The sequence below is a fragment of the Bacillus cereus group sp. BfR-BA-01316 genome (genome assembly GCF_022664195.1).
Taxonomy (GTDB): domain Bacteria; phylum Bacillota; class Bacilli; order Bacillales; family Bacillaceae_G; genus Bacillus_A.
Genome location: NZ_JAKUGX010000034.1, coordinates 23120 through 45570, shown reverse-complemented (window position 1 = coordinate 45570; position 22451 = coordinate 23120). Strand labels below are relative to the sequence as shown.

Sequence of the window (22451 nt, the reverse complement as noted above, 5' to 3'; positions counted from 1 at the left end):
CTTCAAAAAACACTTATACGATTCTCTTTCGAATCGAGCTCGAAATAAAGTCAATAATAATCACCATCAAAATAATTCCTAGTAAAATAATACCTACACGGGACCAATTTCGTGAGCTTAGTGCAAAAATTAAAGGCGTACCAATTCCGCCTGCTCCAATAACTCCTAAAATCGAAGCGGAGCGTACATTAATTTCAAACCTATATAACGTATATGACAAGAAATCCGGTAATACTTGTGGTAATACTGCATGCCAAAGTATTTGAAAACGATTCGCTCCTGTTGCAATCAACGCTTCCGTCGGCCCTTTATCTATATTTTCAATCCCTTCCGAATACAGTTTTCCTAACATCCCAATAGAATGCAGTCCTAAAGCTAATACACCCGCAAAAGACCCTGGACCAACAGCCTTTATAAATAAAAGTGCCATAACTAACTCCGGAAACGTACGAATAAAACTTAGTACAAATTTCCCTGTTCCAGAAGTCACTTTTCCCGTACTCATATTTGTTGCTGCCCAAAATGCAAATGGTACAGATAAAAATGCTGATATAAATGTACCTAATATTGCGATTGCTAACGTATCAATTAAACCATGCAATAAATCTTCGCCATCCGGTAATGACACGTACGACCAATCTGGATGTGACACCCCTGTAATAATCGCTTTTGTAATTTCGCCAGCTGTATCCTTTATTCCTTCTAGCGGTACTCCGGAAAATGCCCATACATATAGAACTACAAGTGCAATAAAAATAATCCAACGATATAAACTCGGTTTCCTTGGTTTCGGTACCACCATCTTCAGTTCACTCATCATAATTTCTCCCGTAACAATGTACTTATATAGTCAATTACCAATACAACAACGAGTGTATAAATAATAATAGAAGCAGTTTGTTGATATTGTAAAAATCCAAGCGTTCGATCATAATATAATCCAATTCCCCCTGCTCCAACTAAACCTAAAACGGCTGCTGCACGTACATTCACCTCAAATGTATACAGAACATAAGAAACGAAGTGTGCCTTCACCTGCGGGATTACTGCATATACAATCCACTGCACCTTATTTGCTCCTACAGCAGTCATTGCTTCTAATGGACCTGGGTCAATCGATTCGATTGATTCATATAATAACTTCGCAACAAGCCCAACAGAGAAAAAAGTAAGCGCCAAAATACCTGGAAGTGGTCCGATTCCAAAAATCGCTACAAAAATAGCTGCTAATAATAGATCTGGTATCGTTCGAATTAAATTTAAAACGAACCGAGCCGGACCATATAAAGCCATATTTGAAAACACATTACTCGCCGCGAATAATGCAAGAGGAATAGCTAAAATCGCACCTAAAGTCGTTCCAATAATAGCCATACGAATTGTGTCTAACATCGCCGTTGTGATCACCTGAAAATAGCCCCAATCTGGTGGTACCATCTCCTTCAGCAAATCCATCATATTTGGAAAGCCTGTTACAAGTTTCGAAAATGATGCATCTACCTGTACACTACTACCCCACAATAATAAAATGATAATAGTAGCAGTTAACATATGCTTCAGTTTACTTGGTGGTTTCGGTATCGTTTTCGAATGTATCGTCACATCATTCATTTGACCGCCACCTCTAACAATTCACTGTTCTGAATTGAGTTCCCATAAATCTCAGCAAATTTTTCATCCGTTGCCTCTACTACAGATCCATTAAATACAATCTCACCTGCATGTAACCCGATAATGCGCGTCGCATACTCTCTAGCCAAATCAATAGAATGTAAGTTTACAATCATCGTAATTCCCAAATCTTGATTAATTTTCTTTAAATCATCCATTACCTGCTTCGTAGTAAGCGGATCTAAAGAAGCGACAGGCTCATCGGCTAAAATAATTTTCGCCTCTTGCGCAAGTGCCCTTGCAATTGATACCCGTTGCTGTTGTCCTCCCGATAACTCATCAGCCCTCGCATATGCTTTCTCTAATATATTCACTCGTCTTAAGGCTTGAAAAGCAAGCTCTACATCGTCTTTAGGAAATAGTCCTAGCGTTGTACGTAATGTAGAATGATATCCAACACGTCCAGCTAATACATTTTTTAAAACAGTAGATCTCTTCACAAGATTGAAACTTTGAAAAATCATACCAATGTCTCGTCGCATGCATCGTAACTCTTTTCCTTTCGCAGCGGTAATAGATTCTCCATCAATAATAATTTCTCCACCTGTAATTTCATGAAGTCGATTAATCGATCTGAGAAGTGTTGATTTTCCGGCCCCAGATAACCCTACCATAACGACAAACTCGCCTTTTTGAATTTCCATATTAATATTATTCAATCCTTTTGTACCGTTCGGATAAACTTTGGAAACATTTCGAAACTCAATCACGCCTTTTACCTACTTTCTACTTAATTATAAAAGCCGAAAAACGGCCCACTAACTGAAAATACACACACTTCCAGTTAGTCGCCATTTTCAATGAACCTGTAAAATATCCATATGTATTATTGCGTTTTCACTTTCTTTCCATAATCGCGAACGATATCAAATTTACTATCATCAGATTTAATATAACCTTCATGGGAATATACTTCTTTAATAATCTTTTGTCCCTCTTCACTCTTTCCAATTTCGATAAATGCGTCTTGTAATTTTTCACTCCATTCAGCATCTAAGTCGGAGCGTACAGAAATAGTATCGTTAGGAATTTTTTCTGTGAATTCCACAATTTTTGTTTGATCAAACACATTAGGATAGTCTTTTTTTACAATATTACGAGCATCTTGGAACACAACCGCAGCATCTACATCCCCGTTTAAAAGAGCGATAATAGATTGGTCATGCCCTTTTAATGTAACAGGTTTCACATCTTTTAATGGATCTATCCCTTCCTTAACCAATACAGCGGCAGGCCACACATATCCTGCTGAAGATGTTACATCTTGATAACCGATTTTTTTACCTTTTAAATCTTTCACACTATTAATGTTAGAATCTTTCTTTACAACAAACTCAGATTTATAATAATCTACTAAGTCTTTTGTTGGAGCTCCTGTTGCATCATCTACTCCAAATCGTTGTGCTTGTAAAATTACATTTGCGGCCTTTTTCTCATGCGCTAATACATATGCCGTTGGAGGCAAGAAACCTACATCTACTTGTTTTGATGCCATCGCTTCTACAATCGTATTGTAATTCGTCGAAATACTAACTTTTACAGGGATATCTAGCTTATCACTTAACAGTTTTTCTAGTGGTTTTGCTTTCGCTTCTAACGTATCAGCATTTTGCGACGGTACAAATTGAACATTTAACGTCTTGGGCACGTACCCTTTTTTCGTATCTTCACTTTTATTTGCACTCGATTCCTTAGTTCCACACCCACTTAATAATCCCGCTGCTAATACAACCGATGTACCCATTGCAAAAACTTTTTTCAACATGTTAAAGCCTCCATTTCCCTTGTTATAAATTTACTTTTTGTAAACATGTAGAAATATATCACATATTTTCCCACACAATTATTCATTTACAGAATCTTTACACATTCTAAACATTCCAACCAAACTTCATTTCACATATCTGATATGATTAATCGTAAGATAACAATAGAAAAGGTGGATTATGTTGGATCAAAATCGATTTGTAACTATTAACATCTTATTAACGAGCGATATACATGGTAATGTTTATCCGATTCACTATCAAAATAACTTACCAGCAGACGTAGGACTATCCAAAATTTCCACACTCATTAAAAAAGAGCGTTCTACAAATGAGCATGTGATTTTAATTGATAACGGTGATTTCATCCAAGGAACCCCTTTCACTTATCACTATGCTACTTATGAAAAAGATAAAAAGAACCCAATGGCCTTATTAGCTGATTATCTAGATTATGATGCTGCAATTATTGGAAATCATGAATTTAATTATGGGATGGACATATTAAACAATGCTATTTCAACTGCCAATACCCCCTATTTATCAGCCAATATTTTAGATAAAAACATAAAGAAACCGTATTTCGGAAAACCTTACATCATAAAGCAAATTGAGCCCGATATCAAGATTGCTATTTTAGGGATAACAACACATTACATCCCAAATTGGGAGCAACCTCATCATATTGAAGGTTTACTATTTGAAGATGCACTAGAAACAACAAAAAGGTGGGTTTCTTATATTCATGAAGAGGAGAAACCTGATTTACTAGTCGTAGCCTACCACGGGGGATTTGAACGTGATTTACAAACTGGAGAACCTACTGAAGCTTTAACAGGTGAAAATCAAGGATATGCAATGTGTCATGAAATTGACGGTATAGATATTTTACTAACAGGTCATCAACACCGAACGATTGCAAACGCTAAAATTAATGGTGTTACAATTTTACAAGTTGGCTGTAATGGACAATCATTAGGAAAAGTGAAAGTTACATTTGAAAGAAATAATAATGAATGGATGCCGACAGAATGTCATTCAGAAATACTATCTGTGCAGAGGATCCAGGAAGATGAAGCTGTCCTTTCACTTGTGTATGATTACGAGGATAAAACACAAAAGTGGCTTGATCAGCCCATTGGGGTTATTAATGGAGACATGCAAATTTTTGATGCTATACAAACGCGTCTACAAGACCATCCCTTTATTGAATTTATTAATAAAATACAGATGGATGTAGCAGAAGTTTCTATTTCTTGCACAAGTTTGTTTCATAATGAATCTCCTGGTTTTCCAAAACATGTCACAATGCGTGACATCGTGTCTAATTATATTTATCCAAATACATTAAAAGTTATTCGAGTGACTGGGGCAGATATAAAAGAAGCTCTCGAACTCTCCGCCGCTTATTTCACACTACAAGAAGACGGAAACATCATTGTAAACCGTGCCTACTTAGAACCGAAACCGCAGCACTATAATTACGATATGTGGGAAGGGATTTCATACGTATTAAACATTTCAAAACCAATTGGCGAAAGAGTTACTTTTTTAGAATATGATGGACTGCCTATCAACACGAAGCAAGAATACGATGTCGTTATGAATAATTATCGCGCAAGTGGTGGCGGAAACTTCCTTATGTATCAAAATAAGCCCGTTATAAAAGACATACCAATAGATATGTCTGAACTTATCACTAACTATATATTGAAGCATAAAACGATAGAAGCAACAATAAATCATAACTGGAAAGTTATTAAATAGCGAATCTGTCTATTAATATCAAAAAAAGATGGGCTATGCCCATCTTTTAATTTAATTTTGCATTATCTTGCTTTTTTAAAGCTTTTAATTTCGCCGGTGTAACATCCGTTCCTTCTTCGTTAACGACTTTAATTCCTTTTAATTCGTTTAACATATTTTGACGAAATCCTTTTAAATATTGTTCACGTAGCGATTGGCGCTCACGTTGTTCTTCTTCAGTTAAGCCTTCAGCTTTTGCTTTTTTCGCTAAGAAGTTAATGCGTTCAATGAGTTCGTGACTTGGCATCTCGAATCCCCCTTCTACTCAAAACTGATTATTATCATACAATAGTTAGTCCTCTTTATCAAGCAATTGCTTTGTATATTCTACATACCTTCGATGTACAGTTGCTTTTGAAACATCATGACCAAAACCACGAAGTGTTGCTGCAATTTCTTCAAAAGTTAATTCATTCCGGCGTAAACGTACAATTTCCTCAATTGGCACTTCTTTTTTCTCACGTCCTATACTTAAATGACGATTTTTCAAATTATTCTCTGGACGAAATCCTTTCTCTACCGCCCTTTGCATGCCACGTTTAATTTTTAAATTGTGGATCTTTCTTTGATACTCTTCAACAATCCCAATTATATTTAGCACCATCGAATCAGAATCTGAAAGCTGTAATTCACCACTATGCGTGTGCGTATAAACTTTTATCCCCTCTTTATGTAAACAATGCATTAATGCGATCTTTGCATTTCCTCTACCAAGACGCGTTTCATCTTGTATAAGTAGTACATCAACTTGTTCATCTCGAATTGTATCTAGCACTTCTAATATGCCATCACGTTCAATTGTATAACCGCTAGCCTGCTCCTCAATTACCTTTGTAACATCCATTTGATAGCGCTCAGCTAAATGCAATAATTCATCTTTTTGACGCAATAATGATGTTTCCTGTTCTTCTTTTGTTGTGCTCACACGTGCATAAATAATTGCATTCATTTTGAACCCTTCTTTCTCACTATATTTTCCTTATAGTGTATCATAAATTCGCCTTTCGTTCGAACTTATGTTTGTAGAATGTTTTTTCGCATGTTATACTTAATAATAAGAAAAATGAAAGAAAACGAGGTGTTAGAAAACATGGAAAAGTTAACGAAACGCCAGCAAGACATTCTCGACTTTATTAAGCTAAAAGTACAAGAAAAAGGATATCCACCTTCCGTACGTGAAATCGGTCAAGCAGTCGGCCTCGCTTCTAGTTCTACAGTGCACGGACATTTATCACGACTAGAAGAAAAAGGATATATTCGACGCGATCCAACAAAACCACGCGCAATTGAAATTTTAGGTAGCAACCGAATGGAAACAGAAACACAATCTGTTATTCAAGTTCCAATCGTCGGAAAAGTTACTGCCGGTTTACCGATTACAGCAGTCGAAAGTGTAGAAGATCACTTCCCACTTCCAGCTAGTATCGTTGCTGGAGCAGATCAAGTGTTTATGTTACGCATTTCTGGAGATAGCATGATTGAAGCTGGTATCTTTGATGGTGATTTAGTTGTTGTTCGCCAACAGCAGTCTGCATACAACGGTGAAATTGTAGTTGCTTTAACAGAAGATAACGAAGCAACTGTTAAACGTTTCTATAAAGAAAAAGATCATTTCCGTCTACAACCGGAAAACTCTTCACTAGAACCTATCATTTTAAAACAAGTGTCAGTTATCGGAAAAGTAATTGGTGTATATCGTGATTTACATTAAAAATAATAAAAAGAAGATAATACCCTTATTTATATAGGGTATTATCTTCTTTTTATATTTTGATAGATTTCCGTTCATTCAAAAGACTTCATTTCATTAATTATTAACGCGTTTCAATAGTAACATCTCCAGCAGCAGTTTTACCGCTAATCTTTTTACTACCATTACCAATCGTTATATTTTTATTTTCTTCATTAAAAATTGTCACGTCTCCAGCAGCGGTTTGCCCAGTTATAACTGCATCTTGTGGTTTTTCCAATAAAGTAATATCTACATCTCCAGCAGTTGAACTTGCCTCTAAATCATATTTAGAATCATGATCAATAATATCTATATCCCCACTAGCCGTTTTTGCTGTTACTTTCCCTATTACTTTTTTAAAATTCACCTCACCAGCTTTTGTAGAACCCTCTACACTCTTTGCTGTTACATGTTTCAAATCCACTTCTCCGGCGAGTGTTTCAACACTTACGCGGTCACTTTTCACATTACTTATTTCTATTTGTCCAGCGGATGAATTTACTTTTATCTCTTGATAAGAACGTTCAGGTACTAATATAGTCAATGTAGGCGTTTGAAATCCGAAATTGTAAAATGAAAAATCAAATGAAACACCTTTTTCTATTTCCCCTATGACTTTTAATGTGTCACCATCTTCAGCAATACGAATCTCCTGTTTACTTACGTCTCCTGTTTGCTTTACATAAAAAGAGGAATCAGGAGATTTTTGGACAACAATATCTCCAGCATCTAACTTAACTTCTACATTTTTTAGCGTTTCGTTTTTAATAACTTCTTCCTTATTTCCTTTCTCTACAGTTTCTACTGCTTTTTTATATGTTTGTGAAATCCCTATTACTCCAATAATGATACAAGCGATAGCTACTAATAATATTTTTTTCATCATCTACTCCCCTTTTATCATTTTGAAGTTCCATACTACATAGCGTACACATAATCTTTTAAACCACTTCGTACTATAATAAGCTACAATACATAACAATAAACCTACTCCAACAAACGTTATACTAACGAAAAGATCCAACCATATAAAAGTACCCATAAATACTTTTAAAATAACGAAAAATGGTGTCACTACACTAGCAATACCACCGACCCAAAAGGAAAATATAAAAGCTATAATTGCAATTAATGGGCCTAACACAATAATAAAATTAAACAAACTAAGTCCAACCGCTGCCATGACAGCTCTTGTTATATTTGAAGTCGATGGATCCTTTTTCATCTCATCAAAGTGATACAAAGCAAGCAAATCTTTCGCAATTACCTTCGGAGAGCCAAGCCCCTTTATTATTTCTGATTCAGTTTTCCCCTCTTCTATCCCAAACTGAAAGTGCTCTTCATAATCAAATAAAATATCTTGTCGCTCTTCTTCTGGTAACTTTCTAAGATGACTTGATAATTCTTTAAGAAACTGCTCTTTACTCATCCCATTCCACCCCTTCAATAATTTCTTGAACACCTTTAGCAAAATCACGCCACTCTGTTACTAATAACGTAAGTTGCATCTCCCCTTGCTCTGTTAGTTGATAATATTTACGGGGCGGTCCTTCCGTGGATTCTTTTAAATACGTTTGAAAATATCCATCTTTCGTTAAACGACGTAATAACGGATATACAGAACCTTCCGATATTAAAAATTTATTAGAGATTTGCTGAACAAGTTCATACCCATAACAATCCTTACGTTTTACAAGTGCCAATACACACAGTTCTAACACACCTTTTTTAAACTGAACATTCAAGGACAATCCCCCTTTCTTATTTCAGTACTGTTCAATACACGGTACCTATTATATCCATAATATACCATTAGGTACTGTTTATTGCAAGGTACTAAATTATATTTATTCCCTAAATTTATAAAACACAAATATAAAAGCCCGAATAAGATCTTTTGTAACTGACCATTATCCGGGCTATCATTCAACTCGAATTACAATAATACAAGATTTCATTCAATCTTTCTCCTCTATGAACCCACTTCCATTTGTGACCCTAATAAATTTCGAAATACACCTTTTCTCTCTTTAGCCAATTGATTAAATTCACCTTTTTGAACAATTTCACCTTTTCCTAAAACAATAACTTGATCTGCATTGCGGATCGTAGATAACCGATGCGCAATAACAACAATAGTCATCGTTCCTTTCAATCTTTCTATTGCTGATTGGATCTTTACCTCATTTTCAGTATCTAATGCACTCGTAGCTTCATCTAATACTAAAATGGATGGTTGTCTTAAAATAGCTCGAGCTAGTACAAGTCGTTGACGTTCACCACCTGAAAGCCTCACTCCACGATCTCCAATGAGAGTATCAAGCCCTTTTGGAAGCATTCGTACAAATTCAGCTGCCGCCGCAAAATCTAATGCAGTCCAAATTTGTTCTTCACTGGCATACGGATCAATCATCAATAAATTTTCTCTTATGCTTGCATTAAATAAGAAAGGATCTTGTGACACATAACTAATAGCCCGTCTCAATGACAACAAATTTTCACTTGTAAGAGGAGTTCCATCTATTAATACTTGACCTTTCTCTGGTTGAATCAATCCCATTAAAACATCAATTAATGTACTCTTCCCAGCTCCCGAATGTCCCACAATAGCCGTCATGCTATTGATTGGTATTTGCACATTAATATTTTGAAGTGCATACAAATGCTCCTTCTTATTATACCGAAAATAAATATCCTTACATTCAATACCCTGTTCTATACAAATCGGCTTTATATGTTTTTGCTGATGTATATCCTGCATTTCAATCGCTTCATTACATTCCTCTTGTAATTCCCATAATGACTTAAAAGCAGGAATGCTTGCAGCAAGCTGTTCTAAATTAGACTGAATTGTCATAAATCGTGGCCATAGTCTAGAAAAGATAAGTATGATTAATAGTAATTGGGCAGGTTGAGCTTTAAATATACTTACTGATAATAATATAAAAAATGCAATTAAAATAGCCATTGAAACTTTATAAAACAATTGAGAGTTCGATCTTATTCTCATATACTCCATTTGTTCATTACTCATCTTTTCTGTTATAGATTGTAACCAATCCAAACGTGATGCTTCCAAAGTATTACTCTTTATATCTTTAATTCCATTAAAATGATCTGTTATACCAGAAAGATAGCCTTGTGCCAATTTTGAGGTCTTACCGCCTAGTATTCGTGCTTTTTTCATAAAAACACGAGAAGCTACCAAGAATAATAAGCCAAAGCCTAAAACAAATATAGTTATTTGGGGAGATAATAAAAACGCAATCCCCACCTGTATGAATGTAAACAGAATAGCAGCTAACAATTGTAAAATTAAATTAACCCCATAACTTACGCGAGCTAATTCTGTAGTTAATGTATTTATTAGATTTGTTTTCCTTTTCTCTAAAAAAAAACTCCACTTCGCTTTTAGAATCATACTATATGTTTCTATTCTTAATTCTCGTACAAAAGCTTGTTGCGTTCCCGCATCCCTTAGCGTTATGTTTCTTTGTAGTAGATTTTGACCTAACACTATTAGTATATATATACCTAAAATAGAAATTAGACTTGTTGTTTTAGGGAAATCCTGCAAAAATCTATAGACAGGTGCGATAAAAGCAGTCTCCTCACCTATATTGATTATTCCAGTCATACTTATCATAGGAATTAATAAAATAATACCTATCCCTTCAAGTAAACTTATTAAAACCATACCAAACAAATTCACATACAGAATCTTCCCTGCAGAAGAATATAATTTCTTCATAAAATATATAATATGATTCATCGATGTTCCCCCTATAACAAAGCAAGCTCCTTTGTTTTCCTCCAAAGACATAGAAACGGACGTAAAGGAAAATATAAAAAATGAAGAGATTTAGGTAACGGTAATGTTTTTGCATCAATTGGATAAGGATAAAGTTGGCTCAAAATAAATAAAATTTTTTGCTGATTAGACATCAGTGAAAATAAATGTCTACCATGATAAGCAAGTACTTCTTCAGGAACAGGTTCAGAATGCAAGTTTATCGTTTTCTTGAAATAAAACAGTGCTTCTTGTGCTAACTGCTTCGAATGTTTTTTAGCTACTAATTCCGTCATTCTTTCATTTAATCGTGTACCTAGCAATTGTGATGCCAAAATTAATGCTTGTCCTCCTAAATGAAGTATTTGGTATTTTCTCATTAATTTATGAATCTCATTCCAGTTAAGATCTTGATCGACAATTTTTTTTATGTCTACTAACCAACGTAACCTGGACCAACCATGTCTGGCACCATGAGATACAAGAAATAAAAATAAGTCTTCCTTTCCTAACATATATACCGAATTACTCGTAAGTGTACTTTTTCTCTTCTGCTTCCAAAGCTCTTCAAACCCAGGTTCCTTACCCGGTCCGGGATTTAACCTCCAATGAATTTCAAGTTTGATCCGCCTTGTTGGATGGAAAAATGTTATATGGTGATGCCTCCATTTCCAATCACTTAATATCGTTTGAATATAATCATCTTTCACATATCCTTGCTCTAAAAGTAGTTTTTCTACTTTTTCTAAATTTTGAATAGGGATGAGAACGTCCAAATCACAGGATGTTCGCAAAGAAATATCTCCATATAAGTCCTGAGATAGTACAGGACCTTTTAGAAACATCGTACGAATCTCATTTTCATTAAAAAGTTTATTTATTCGTTCCATTTCAGCACTTAAATAAAGCATTTGAAATGTATTATTTTTATATTTTCTATTTAAAGTTTGTACAACATGTGAAGGAATTAGTTCCTCATCTACCTGTTTAATTTTTTGATAAATCACCGGATAAACACGATGATGCATAGCTTGCTCAAGAAAAACCTCCCAATCAATATCTGCAAACCATTCACTACTGTAAGTTTGCAGTGTTTCGTCATCTTGTAACTTCAAAATTGCAAAAAGAAATTTCAATTCCTTAGACATGAACTCTACATCAAGACCAAAATCATTCCTCATTTTACTCTCCTTTAATAGTGTCCTCACTTAACCTCTTTGCAAATGATCCGACGACAGTAAACTTCTCCATTCCCTCTGATCCAGTAACATAAAAAGAACCGCTACGTAACCATGCATGCGCAATTAATTCCCCATTATTATCCTTAGCAGTTCCTAAATAAAGTGTACTCTCAATATGACGTTTTTCGAGCATTTTCATCCCAGCCATAGCTTTAACAAGGCATTGACTTTCCCAAAAAGTATAACGACTCATAACAGAAATAGCTTCGGACACCTTCTTTAGTGTATCCCAGTGTGGCTGAGTGTGAGTAAATGATGTTTCGTTCATGTAATCTCCTAAAGAAGGTGCAACTTTGGAAAATGTAATACTTTTTAGTACACGTGCCCACCCTAAGAAAATAAAAGCCTCAAAAAGTAAAAACTTTGTTTTCGTGTTCAATGATAAAAATATCCTTAACCTTTTCACAATATTCATTAATCCCTCCCTAATAATTCTCTTAAAGTTATGAATCTATTTATTAGGGTGATCTTTTATTTGAATTAAACCTTCTTGATACAAACACTCTAAAAAGGAAAGAACTTGCTCTTCACAATCTTTTCGTTCAATATCATAGTTAGATACTAACATGGTAACAAGCTGATTAATTATTATTGGCTTTTCAATAAGCTCCCATATTTCTCCGCCTATTTCACCTAAGTTATAGTAATTTCCTTTTTGGACATTTAACATAACTTTTTCTCCATCCATATCGCTTACTATATTACCTTTACTTTGGACAACGTTATGTTCTAATGATATTTTTCTCGAATGTACAACCATCAACCATACTCCCTTTCTGTATTGTATTTAAAATAACTTGCACAAGCTCATGAGCTGTAAATCTCGAATCCGGTCGTCTTAATTGAAACATTTCCATTCCGCTTGCAATATCAGATGACGTTTCAAAATGCCATTCCATCAATCCTAATTTAGAAATTAAAGAACTCCTAAATGTATGGTAGTATAATTTATACAGACGTGTAAGCCCTTCTATCCGGGTCATCTCTATATCTTCTCCCTGCGCTTTTACTAATTCAATAACACCAGCAAGAGGTAAAGGATCAGGAAAAAATTGAGAATTCACAGGAACAGCATACTTCGTTTCCCTTTCAAACAAAGGGCTATATTGCGTTATTTCCATTCCAAACTCATCTAAACTTTCTTGCCATAATTTTTGTTGTGGGTAAGACGGATGAACCATTGGGGTATTCTTACATAAAAGAGACACGGCGACTATATCATCACTTAAAAGCTGATATCCTTTACTCAAAAAGGCCGAGGATAAAGTTGATTTTCCGGCTCCTGAATCACCAATTAAAGCATATGCTTTCCCATCTATGGCAATCACACTTCCATGCAATGGAAGTACTTTGCGTTGCATTAAAAGTGCCCCCATGCAAGTTCCCAAAATATATAGTCGTATTTTATTTTCATCCGCCCCTGGCATAGGTGAAAAAGTAATTTTTTCGCCCGCTTGGATAGAAAATATTGCAGTTTGAGGAACATGAAACATCACTACCTCATCTTCCACTACAATTGTTTTCCGCTGTTCTTCGTTATATTTATCCCATCGTTTAGATAAATCAATTATTTCAATTTGAATATCTGCCATCTCTTTCTTTTCATTTAGCTGAGACAATTCGGGTAATGGGATTTCACTTACTATTTTTAACCCGAATGCTTTGTATAACACATTCTCCATAGAATTGATCATCCTATTCACTCCATATTGTCATTTTTTTGAAAGCTCTTATATAATAAAGCTATATAAGAGCTTTATTTTTCCAATGACTTAACTATACTTCACCGGATCATCTGGATCAGGTTGAATAGCATCTGGATATTTATGCCCAGGTCCCGCCATAGTCATATTAATATTAAGCACTTCTAATACAGGTTGTTTCCATTCCTTTTTCATACGTATCACCTCCTTTCATATTACTTTTTTTATAAATCGATAGAAGATTAAGCTGCGCATCAAAATTCTAAAATCTAAATCAAATGCATATTCTGGTCGAGGTTCTTTACAAATTTTTGAGATAGCTTTCTTAATTACCTCTACATTTAGAAATTCAGAAATTACTGGATCTATACTAAGTTCTTCAACTTCCTCAATAAATTCATTCCAAAAAGGAGCCATACGGTAAACACCATCTGCACCTTGAATACCTCGAACCCGTTGATTCAATCGTACTTTATCAGGAAGGAAATTCTTTGTGGCTCTCCGGATCAGGGCTCGATCTAAACCATTTTGAACATACTGTTCTTCTGGAACTGACAAACAAAATTGAATCAATCGTAAGTCATTTGTGGGATCACGATCCCATAAAGCATAACGTAATGATAATTTCGTTTCATACGTTCCATTTATGCTCCAATAATATGGTTTTTCAAACTGTTCTCTTTTCATGTCATATGCATTAGAGATAGAGGTGCCTGTTATATCAATTTCTTGTTCTCTAAGTCTGTCAAAAACATTCATTTCCCTTGCAAATTCCGGATTAATTATTGCGGAATTTGCATCTTGTTTTCCTGAAAAAAGTAACTGATGCAAAAATGGAAAAGCCTTTCGTCTTACCACTTCAAAAACACGTGATTTTTTCACTCCTATATTTCTACTATATAAATATAGTTCACGATAAAAACGAATCCAATGTAGCTTTTTCAATAACATTGCCTGGTAATCTAAAATAGGTCCCCATGATACTGTCCAATTACCTCTTTGACCACTAAGAAGTACTCCTATTCCATGCTGAGATGCTTTTTCATAAACTCCACTCAACCAAAAAGTATTCTCAAAAAATTTATATGGCATCTCCATTGTTTCCAGCCAATCATCAATTTCCGATAGTGGGCTTCTCTCTGGCAATTCTAAATAATAATCCTGTATATTCCCTACATGCTCTACAGTCGATTGAATAAATGGTCTTTCGTCAGCTATCCTACCTTTGTGTGTCCAATCTTCAAATCCTTCTACTGGAACATAACTATACGTATGTAATTTTTTATTTTCAGCCCGTAAATCCTTTGCAGCAAAACTAACGACAGAACCTGAGTCTAGCCCTCCACTCAAATGGGCTCCTACTTGGTGATGTGTTCGTAAACGGGCCTTCACTGCACTTTTATACACCTCTCGAAACGCCTCTTCATACTCTTCATTTGATTTTAAATTAAGCATTTTCCCAACAGTTGGTGTATAGTATCGCGAAAACTTCACTTCGCCTTCTTTTACCAAAATAGTGTGTGATGGGGGCACTTGTTCTATATATTTGTAAACTGTTAACTGTGGATCTACCGATTCGAAATTTACAGGTATAGCTAAAAATTCAGCAATCCACTGCTTATTTAATTTCTTCTCAACATATGGTAGAGAAAATAACGGATTTATAATAGTACAAAAAGCAAATTTTCCCTCACCACGATAAAAATAAAGTGTCCGACTTCCTGAAAAATCTCTGGCACCAAAAAGAATTTGTTTTTTCTCATCCCAAATCATAAAGGCAAAATCGCCTACCAAATATTTTGGAGCCGCTTCCCCCCATTTCTGATAAGAGAGTAAAATCAACTCACTATCTGTCATGTTTTTTCTATCCGCATAATCCACTTGTAATTTTTCAAATAACTCATTACGATTATCAATAATAGCATCTGCTGTAATTGCCAGTTGCCTTTCATAATTATAGAAGGGTAATTGTTCACCAATTGACTCTGGTGTAATCCATTGTGCATGACATCCTAGAAAAGCATTTTCTTTGTGCCATATTTGAATATCATCGGCAGGATATTTGTATAAACGACTCATTACTTCTCTTCCGTGCTCAATTGATACAGGCTCATTAGTAAAGTGAATAATGCCAGTTATAGCGCTCATTTCTTCCTCCTAATATATGAAAAGTTACTACAAATACTATTTACATATTAAATTCGTTAAACACACCCTTTAATCATTCTTTTTAACGAACGAAATTATTTGTTTTATTACTTTCTCAATTACATACTTTAATTTACTTGCAGACTAAGATATAGATATTTAAAACCTATGATCATCCCTTTTTTATATTAGTTGAAACTAAATATTCCTAAATAACTTTCGGAAAAATTCACTATAAAGAACAAATAGTGGTACGTATACAAATTTAATTCCACTTTCACTTACTTTTCTTTTAATTCTTCCATTCTACAGCTTTCAAAATACCTTGAATTACCCTTCGTTGATCTTCTGCTAACATATTAGATCCTGAAGGCAAACAAATTCCACTTTGAAATAGGGACTGCGACACATCTTCATTTTCGCTATGCGGATAATACTTCTTCTCTTTAAAGAGCGACTGCATATGAAGTGGCTTCCACAAAAGACGCGCTTCAATGTTCTCTTCTGCTAAAGTTCTCAACAATTGCCCAATAGAGATCCCGGATTCTTTTTCATCAATTGTCAATGTCGTAAGCCAACGATTTGAGCGTGTATTTTCTAATTCAGGCATAAAATAAAATCCTGGCATGTGAGATAGCGCTGCGTAATACCGTTTATATATAGACCTTCTAGCCTTCACCCTATCTTCTAACACTTCTAATTGTCCTCTACCAATACCAGCTAAAATATTACTCATTCGATAATTATATCCTATCTCACTATGTTCATAATGTGGCGCTGGATCCTTTGCTTGTGTCGCTAAAAACCTCACTCTCTCTAATGCTTCTACATCATTAGAAACTAGCATTCCACCACCTGAAGTTGTAATAATTTTATTTCCATTAAATGAATAAACACCAAATTTTCCGAATGTACCGCTTGCTTTTCCTTTATATGTAGATCCAAGAGATTCTGCTGCATCCTCGACTATAGGAACATTGTATTGATTACAAAGTGAAAGAATTTCATCTAGTTTAGCACTCTGACCATATAAATGAACAAGAATGATAGCCTTTGGTAATTTCCCTGCTTTATCAGCTTCATATAATGCATGTGCCAATGCATCCGGTGACATATTCCATGTTTCTGGTTCTGAATCAATAAATACCGGTTCAGCTCCCAAATAAATAATCGGATTTGCACTCGCTACAAAAGTGAAACTTGAACAAAACACTTTATCTCCTTTTTGAACGTCTAATAATCGTAAAGCTAAATGAATGGCAGCAGTACCTGAACTAACCGCAGCACCATCTTTAACTCCTACAATAGAAGCAAGTTCTCTTTCAAATTCATCTACATTTGGACCAAGAGGTGCAATCCAATTTGAATCAAAGGCATCTTTAATATATTTCTGTTCATTTCCACTCATATGCGGTGAAGAAAGATAGATTCGTTTTTTATGCTGAATTGTTTGCATGTAAACACATCCTTTATACATATTTAAATACTATGTATCTAGAAACATATGCTTTAATACTGGTATATCAGGTAATCTCCTTAAATTATCAATTGTATAATGTGCTTTATAAGCTTGCTCAACTATAAGATTATGGTAAATCCCATCTTCTCTATTAATGTGAACCGTTAACCATTTTAGTTTCTTGGCAGTTATAAAATCCTTGCTTAAATTATCTCCTATATAGACACATTGCTGATGAGACACCTGTAATTCCTTACTTATTTTTTCATAAGGGATTTCGCTCGGCTTCCAACATTCTTTTCCAAGCTTATCAGTGAGAATTATTGAATGAACTCTCTCTTTTAACTTTAATGCATTTATTTTTCTTTCTTGAGCAACTAAATATCCATCTGAAATTAGTCCTATTTTTACGGTATTAATTAAATTATTTAGTACCCAATCCGCTTCCTCCAATAATTGAATATCTGGTTTATGGGCCCTATATTGTTCTATCAAATTACCAATCAATTTTTCATCATAATCAATGTTTAACTTTTCTAGTGTTTTATTAAACACTAACTTTCTTTCCCCCGAATTGAATAATCGCATTGCAATATTATAAAATTCAGTTTTTTTATGATTCACTTTAATCCAATCATCCACTGCTTTAAAACCACTTACGACATAATCTTTTTCTTTATACAAAGTATCATCCATATCAAAAACAATTGCTTTAATCATCATATTAAATACTCTCCATAAAAACTGCTTCATCATATCTAAGCATTGTTAAATTTTCTCTCCAATTAAAGTCCTTATCTATAAAAACTTCCCCCTGACACATTTTAATTGTCCAAAGCGGAAAATTCGCTCCTGCTTCTATTGATAGCGGAATTCCCCCACCAAAACGTGGGTTTATTTCAATAAACGTAATTTGTCCATCCTCCTTTTTAAAACATTGTAAAGTAATACACCCAATAGGATTAGGAAGAGCTTTTATTACAGTTTCTGCTGCTTTGATGATTTCAATATCCTTCTTGGTCATACCTTTACTTACCTCACCTGCTCGTGTTTCTATGCGCAACCTAGGAACAATTGTTTTTATATTTCCATAGAAATCTACCATTATATCTATAGTATATTCTTCTCCTGAAACGTACTCTTGTATCATAGCGTTAGGTATATACTCCTTAAAAAATTCCAATTCCTTTTCATTCATAATTTTTGTTACACCTTTACTAGAACTGCCATCATAAGGTTTAATTAATAGTGGAAATTGATATTCTTTTCTTTCAATCTCTTCATCACTAAATACTCTAGGCGTTGGTATATTATTAGAAACGAAAAAGTTATATGTGTATTTTTTGTCATTAGCTATTTTATTTAATTCCATACTAGAAACTAGTACTTTTACACCGATACCTTCAAAAACCTTTGCCTTATTAGCCAAAAGCATTAATTCCGTATCAATTAACGGGATTATTAGATTTATCATTTCAGATCTACATATTTTTAATAATTCATTTATATAGCCTTCTTCATTTACATGCGGAACAATAAAATGCTTATCGCTAAAGTATATGGTAGGTGCAGTTTCTTTTAAGTCTGCAGTAAAGATTTTCCCTTTAATCCCTTCTTGTTTAAATGCTTCCTTAAATTTTTTAATTAAGGCGACCCTCCTACCTGAGCTAGTAAACAAAATATTCATTTCATTCTCCCCCATGCTCGATTCCCCCCTTAAAAACTGGCATAGTCACATGCTTATTATTTGTTATCCCTTCCGACTTTAAAACCTTACTAAAAGTTCGATATAAAATTTTTAAGTCTAAAAGAAAACTTTGATTCTCAACATACCATACATCTAATTTAAATTTCTCATCCCATGAGATGCTATTTCTTCCATTAATTTGAGCCCACCCAGTGATTCCCGGTCTTACATTATGCCTTTTAGCTTGCTCTTGCGAATATAAAGGCATATATTCTATTAATAATGGGCGGGGTCCCACCAAACTTAATTGACCTTTTAGCACATTTATTAATTGTGGTAATTCATCTAAACTATATTTTCTAAGAAATTTTCCTACTTTAGTTAATCTAGCGTGATCTGGTAAGAGCTTCCCATTACTATCTCGCTCATTGGTCATCGTACGAAATTTATAAAGATAAAAAGGTTTTCCATGTAACCCTGGACGTTGTTGTCTAAATAAGATGGGTGATCCTATCTGGATTTTAACTATAATTGCTACTAAAAGAATAACGAAAAAAAAGCAAATTAATAATAATAAAGAAATAAAGATATCAAACAATCTCTTCATTACCAATCATTCCCCCATCTTAAATTATTACAAATGCTTTTCCAAAGTTAAATAATCTACAAAGTATTCATTACGGATTGAAATCAAGTATATTCAAGTTGTAATTAAAGAATTGTATTCAATTTCTCTTTACTTATCACCTGCAAACATTTTCTATAGTACACAACTTTAAAACTTAATAAGTAGAAGAAAGCAATACACATAGGTGCAAAATATATTTTTCCAAATGCTTATCCAAGAGACTATTACACACTGTAAAAATCTCAAAAAATATATTCACAAACACAATTTTATAAACAACGCTTAGTAGTATATAAAAAAATCCATTTATTATTTAAAAATTCTCCTACACACTATTTTTTAGTATGCAGTTAACGTAATAATAAAAAGCCAATAAACATATTATCTATTAGGAATTAGGCTATTTCGAATGATTATATTGGACCAAATCCCTTCCATAGTACTACTTGAAACTACTAAAAAAAGCGGATGAAATTGTGTACGGTGTACCATTATATAATACTTTATAGACATATTTATTAAGATTCATTCTACTTCCTTTCTCATAATTTTTTAAAACTATTCAAATTTAATTATCACCATGCATTAATTTGGATTTATTACACCATTAACAATATTTCCTTGCAAAAATTCCCTCCCTGTAATTGTAATTTTCGCATTATTCAACACATTGTTTTGAATTACTACTAGGGGTGTAATACTCGTTGTTCTATTATCTATCCCAACTTGCATCAAATTTGTGGAATTTATAATATTATTTTGAATTACCACTTGCTTACCAGTAAACACTGTATCCAAAATAATAATAGCTCTCTGAAGAGTATCATTTGTAATTTTTATAGTATTTCCCCTTAACACTATATCATCAGATACATTTTGAATATTCAAGACCGTACCATTTGGTTTTTCTATATGACAATCAATCATCTTAAATGCTTTGAGGTTATTCACTGTAAATAACGTGTTATTTCTATCTATACTAAAGAACTTGCAATCTATTAATTCTAAAGTGTTTCCTGTACTTGTTATCCCCAAAAAAGTTATTTCCTTAAAAAAGCAATTCGTATATGTCCCTGCAACTAAGGTTGGGGTTTTAACATTATTAAATATACTATTTTCAAATATCCATCCTGATTTAACTGTTCCTACTGGTACATAATTTAAATACAAAACGTCTTGTCCTTCAAATATACAATTTGCGATAATTTGCGGCTCATTTTTCATCTCTAATGTCCACTGATACAGTGATGACAAGGAGTTTAGCTTATCTGCATCGTTTATAAAACGACAGGAATCAACTTTAACCGCATATGGAAATGGGGTATCAATAACCATTTTACTATTAGAAAAAACATTATCCAATATGTTAATAGTTCGATTTGCATATACACCTTGAACATTTATTTGTGCTCCGTATACATAATTATTAGAAAAAACAACATCTCCTAACAAAGAGACCTTAGTTAATCGGATATTATTCCCTGTTACGATTACCCTATCTGCACCACCATTAATAGATAGCCCAACATAAGCATTTGAAATGGTATTCATAATAGAATTATTTGATATATAAATAAATTTTCCATTTATAACAATAATATTATAATTTTTATTTTCATGAAAATTATTTCTTTCAATATATATATATTGGTTTAAATCATATCCATCTTCAATATCTATTCCACTTTGTGGATTGGTACCTGCGATGTGATGAATTTCATTATCTCGAATATATACATTCTTTGCCCCACATACACTAATCCCTTGTCTACGGCAATCATGTAAATTACATTTTTCTATATAAGTATATTGTGGAAAAGAAGGCACCCGAACATTTATTAAACAATTTGCAGGGGCAGGAACATTCCCTTGATGCAAAACAACTTTAGCATAACTTGCTCCATTAGGGACTTCTACTTCATCAAAGAATTGTACATTGACTTTTGAAGATAAAAATATATTATTTGAAGTGTAAAAAATGACATCATAGTAATCGCATTTTATATCAGAACCCAATGCTCCAAATCCATTTCCATATAAACCGAAGTAGCCATACTTTACAATAGCCACTTGGGTCATATCAATTTGCAAACTGGAACGTATCTTTGTTGTACTACTTACTAATGAACCATCTGTTGTATTAATTGCTCCCTGTTCAAATGAACTTGCTAAAGATGTAGGAAAAGGTAAAATCTGCCCAAAAGTACTGTTTAGTGTAATGGCATCTCCTGTACAATCTAAAATATCTAGATTATCTAAAGATACAAACCTTGTATTGTCCCCCCCATCAGTAGGCGGAGTAAAACTCCCCACTTCAATTCCGTACCCGCCCTCATGTGTTCCCCCACTAGAATAATCATGTGTATATCTATCTCCTTGGATAATACCATTTGTTATCCTAGAATATACTTGATTTCTACGAAAGCTTATAATTGCATATCCAGTCAAATTATTTGTTTCCATTTTTAATGTTGAACCGTTTAGATTCAAAGTTAAATGACTTGGTGGTTCGATGGGTGTTTGTTTATCAATCAAATATATCCCTCTAGGTAACACAACTTCCGTACATCCTTGTTGGGCCGCCCAAACTAAAGCATTATTAATACCTTTAGAAGTATTGATAGCCTCAGTCCCATCATTCTTAACATTCCACCTATCTAATTCTAATGTATATATACTTGTAGAATTTGTAGCTTCTAATGATTTTGGAATCCATTTTAATTGCGTACTATCATAAGTTAAAATGTCATTATGAAAAGGAGGCTTGGACACCAAATCTAAATCATTCAAATTCCCAAGATTATCCCTTCTTCTCCACAT

General features: G+C 33.9%; 23 protein-coding genes. 2 read left to right on the top strand and 21 right to left on the bottom strand.

Going from position 1 to position 22451, the window contains the following annotated elements; genetic code table 11:
- Nucleotides 1-13 precede the first annotated feature (13 nt).
- The 4 genes from phnE (MR071_RS21085) to MR071_RS21070 all read right to left on the bottom strand — a co-directional run bounded on the left by phnE (MR071_RS21085) (nt 14) and on the right by MR071_RS21070 (nt 3436).
- Nucleotides 14-817 (bottom strand): phosphonate ABC transporter, permease protein PhnE, encoded by an 804-nt coding sequence (gene phnE / locus MR071_RS21085; RefSeq protein ID WP_105585327.1) that lies wholly within the window; start codon nt 815-817, stop codon nt 14-16.
- Nucleotides 817-1611 carry a phosphonate ABC transporter, permease protein PhnE gene (phnE, locus tag MR071_RS21080; protein ID WP_105585328.1) on the bottom strand — a complete coding sequence of 265 codons (795 nt, stop codon included), beginning with the start codon at nt 1609-1611 and terminating at the stop codon, nt 817-819. The genes phnE (MR071_RS21085) and phnE (MR071_RS21080) overlap by 1 nt, the downstream gene beginning before the upstream one ends.
- Nucleotides 1608-2381 (bottom strand): phosphonate ABC transporter ATP-binding protein, encoded by a 774-nt coding sequence (gene phnC, locus MR071_RS21075; RefSeq protein WP_105585329.1) that lies wholly within the window; start codon nt 2379-2381, stop codon nt 1608-1610. The genes phnE (MR071_RS21080) and phnC overlap by 4 nt, the downstream gene beginning before the upstream one ends.
- Before the next feature lie 116 nt (nt 2382-2497).
- The gene (locus MR071_RS21070; protein WP_105585330.1) at nt 2498-3436 is read right to left on the bottom strand and encodes a phosphate/phosphite/phosphonate ABC transporter substrate-binding protein; all 939 of its coding nucleotides are present in this window, start codon (nt 3434-3436) and stop codon (nt 2498-2500) included.
- 184 nt (nt 3437-3620) lie between these two features.
- On the opposite strand from MR071_RS21070, the gene MR071_RS21065 reads away from it, so the two are divergent.
- The gene (locus MR071_RS21065) at nt 3621-5204 is read left to right on the top strand and encodes a bifunctional metallophosphatase/5'-nucleotidase (protein WP_242237843.1); all 1584 of its coding nucleotides are present in this window, start codon (nt 3621-3623) and stop codon (nt 5202-5204) included.
- Between the two features lie 46 nt (nt 5205-5250).
- Here MR071_RS21065 and MR071_RS21060 read toward each other — a convergent pair whose 3' ends face one another.
- Both MR071_RS21060 and MR071_RS21055 read right to left on the bottom strand, forming a co-directional pair.
- On the bottom strand, nt 5251-5490 hold the full coding sequence (locus MR071_RS21060; RefSeq protein WP_002121521.1) for a DUF896 domain-containing protein: 240 nt from the start codon (nt 5488-5490) through the stop codon (nt 5251-5253).
- A gap of 45 nt (nt 5491-5535) precedes the next feature.
- Nucleotides 5536-6192 (bottom strand): YneB family resolvase-like protein, encoded by a 657-nt coding sequence (locus tag MR071_RS21055; RefSeq protein ID WP_002111214.1) that lies wholly within the window; start codon nt 6190-6192, stop codon nt 5536-5538.
- Between the two features lie 141 nt (nt 6193-6333).
- Between MR071_RS21055 and lexA the strand changes: the two genes are divergently transcribed.
- The gene (lexA, locus tag MR071_RS21050) at nt 6334-6954 is read left to right on the top strand and encodes a transcriptional repressor LexA (RefSeq protein WP_142395802.1); all 621 of its coding nucleotides are present in this window, start codon (nt 6334-6336) and stop codon (nt 6952-6954) included.
- A 103-nt stretch (nt 6955-7057) separates the two neighbouring features.
- Here lexA and MR071_RS21045 read toward each other — a convergent pair whose 3' ends face one another.
- The 15 genes from MR071_RS21045 to MR071_RS20975 all read right to left on the bottom strand — a co-directional run bounded on the left by MR071_RS21045 (nt 7058) and on the right by MR071_RS20975 (nt 22451).
- On the bottom strand, nt 7058-7861 hold the full coding sequence (locus MR071_RS21045) for a DUF4097 family beta strand repeat-containing protein (protein ID WP_105585332.1): 804 nt from the start codon (nt 7859-7861) through the stop codon (nt 7058-7060).
- Nucleotides 7862-8404, bottom strand: a complete 543-nt coding sequence (locus MR071_RS21040; protein WP_242237842.1) for a DUF1700 domain-containing protein — start codon at nt 8402-8404, stop codon at nt 7862-7864. It abuts the gene before it with no gap.
- Complete coding sequence (locus MR071_RS21035) at nt 8397-8720, bottom strand: PadR family transcriptional regulator (RefSeq protein ID WP_070144434.1); 324 nt, start codon at nt 8718-8720, stop codon at nt 8397-8399. Before MR071_RS21035 ends, MR071_RS21040 begins: the two co-directional genes overlap by 8 nt.
- 227 nt (nt 8721-8947) lie before the next feature.
- Entirely contained in the window at nt 8948-10747 is a 1800-nt protein-coding gene (locus tag MR071_RS21030) for an ABC transporter ATP-binding protein (protein ID WP_242237839.1), read from the bottom strand.
- Nucleotides 10748-10758: 11 nt separating this feature from the next.
- Nucleotides 10759-11946, bottom strand: coding sequence for a nucleotidyltransferase domain-containing protein (locus MR071_RS21025; protein WP_242237837.1), 1188 nt, complete (start codon nt 11944-11946; stop codon nt 10759-10761).
- A 1-nt stretch (nt 11947) separates the two neighbouring features.
- The gene (locus MR071_RS21020; protein WP_105585336.1) at nt 11948-12421 is read right to left on the bottom strand and encodes a lasso peptide biosynthesis B2 protein; all 474 of its coding nucleotides are present in this window, start codon (nt 12419-12421) and stop codon (nt 11948-11950) included.
- Nucleotides 12422-12457: 36 nt separating this feature from the next.
- Entirely contained in the window at nt 12458-12766 is a 309-nt protein-coding gene (locus MR071_RS21015; protein ID WP_105585337.1) for a lasso peptide biosynthesis PqqD family chaperone, read from the bottom strand.
- Nucleotides 12729-13700, bottom strand: a complete 972-nt coding sequence (locus tag MR071_RS21010; protein ID WP_242237835.1) for an aldolase — start codon at nt 13698-13700, stop codon at nt 12729-12731. Before MR071_RS21010 ends, MR071_RS21015 begins: the two co-directional genes overlap by 38 nt.
- A 78-nt stretch (nt 13701-13778) precedes the next feature.
- Nucleotides 13779-13904 carry a paeninodin family lasso peptide gene (locus MR071_RS21005; protein WP_105585339.1) on the bottom strand — a complete coding sequence of 42 codons (126 nt, stop codon included), beginning with the start codon at nt 13902-13904 and terminating at the stop codon, nt 13779-13781.
- A gap of 15 nt (nt 13905-13919) precedes the next feature.
- Entirely contained in the window at nt 13920-15857 is a 1938-nt protein-coding gene (locus tag MR071_RS21000) for a lasso peptide isopeptide bond-forming cyclase (RefSeq protein WP_242237833.1), read from the bottom strand.
- A 292-nt stretch (nt 15858-16149) separates the two neighbouring features.
- The gene (locus MR071_RS20995) at nt 16150-17313 is read right to left on the bottom strand and encodes an aminotransferase class I/II-fold pyridoxal phosphate-dependent enzyme (RefSeq protein WP_105585341.1); all 1164 of its coding nucleotides are present in this window, start codon (nt 17311-17313) and stop codon (nt 16150-16152) included.
- Between the two features lie 30 nt (nt 17314-17343).
- Nucleotides 17344-18039: an HAD family hydrolase gene (locus MR071_RS20990; RefSeq protein WP_105585342.1), complete on the bottom strand. Its 696-nt coding sequence runs from the start codon at nt 18037-18039 to the stop codon at nt 17344-17346.
- Between the two features lies 1 nt (nt 18040).
- Nucleotides 18041-19018, bottom strand: coding sequence for an ATP-grasp domain-containing protein (locus MR071_RS20985; protein ID WP_105585343.1), 978 nt, complete (start codon nt 19016-19018; stop codon nt 18041-18043).
- Nucleotides 19005-19610: a sugar transferase gene (locus tag MR071_RS20980; RefSeq protein ID WP_242237832.1), complete on the bottom strand. Its 606-nt coding sequence runs from the start codon at nt 19608-19610 to the stop codon at nt 19005-19007. The genes MR071_RS20985 and MR071_RS20980 overlap by 14 nt, the downstream gene beginning before the upstream one ends.
- A gap of 606 nt (nt 19611-20216) precedes the next feature.
- The gene (locus MR071_RS20975) at nt 20217-22451 is read right to left on the bottom strand and encodes a right-handed parallel beta-helix repeat-containing protein (RefSeq protein WP_105585345.1); all 2235 of its coding nucleotides are present in this window, start codon (nt 22449-22451) and stop codon (nt 20217-20219) included.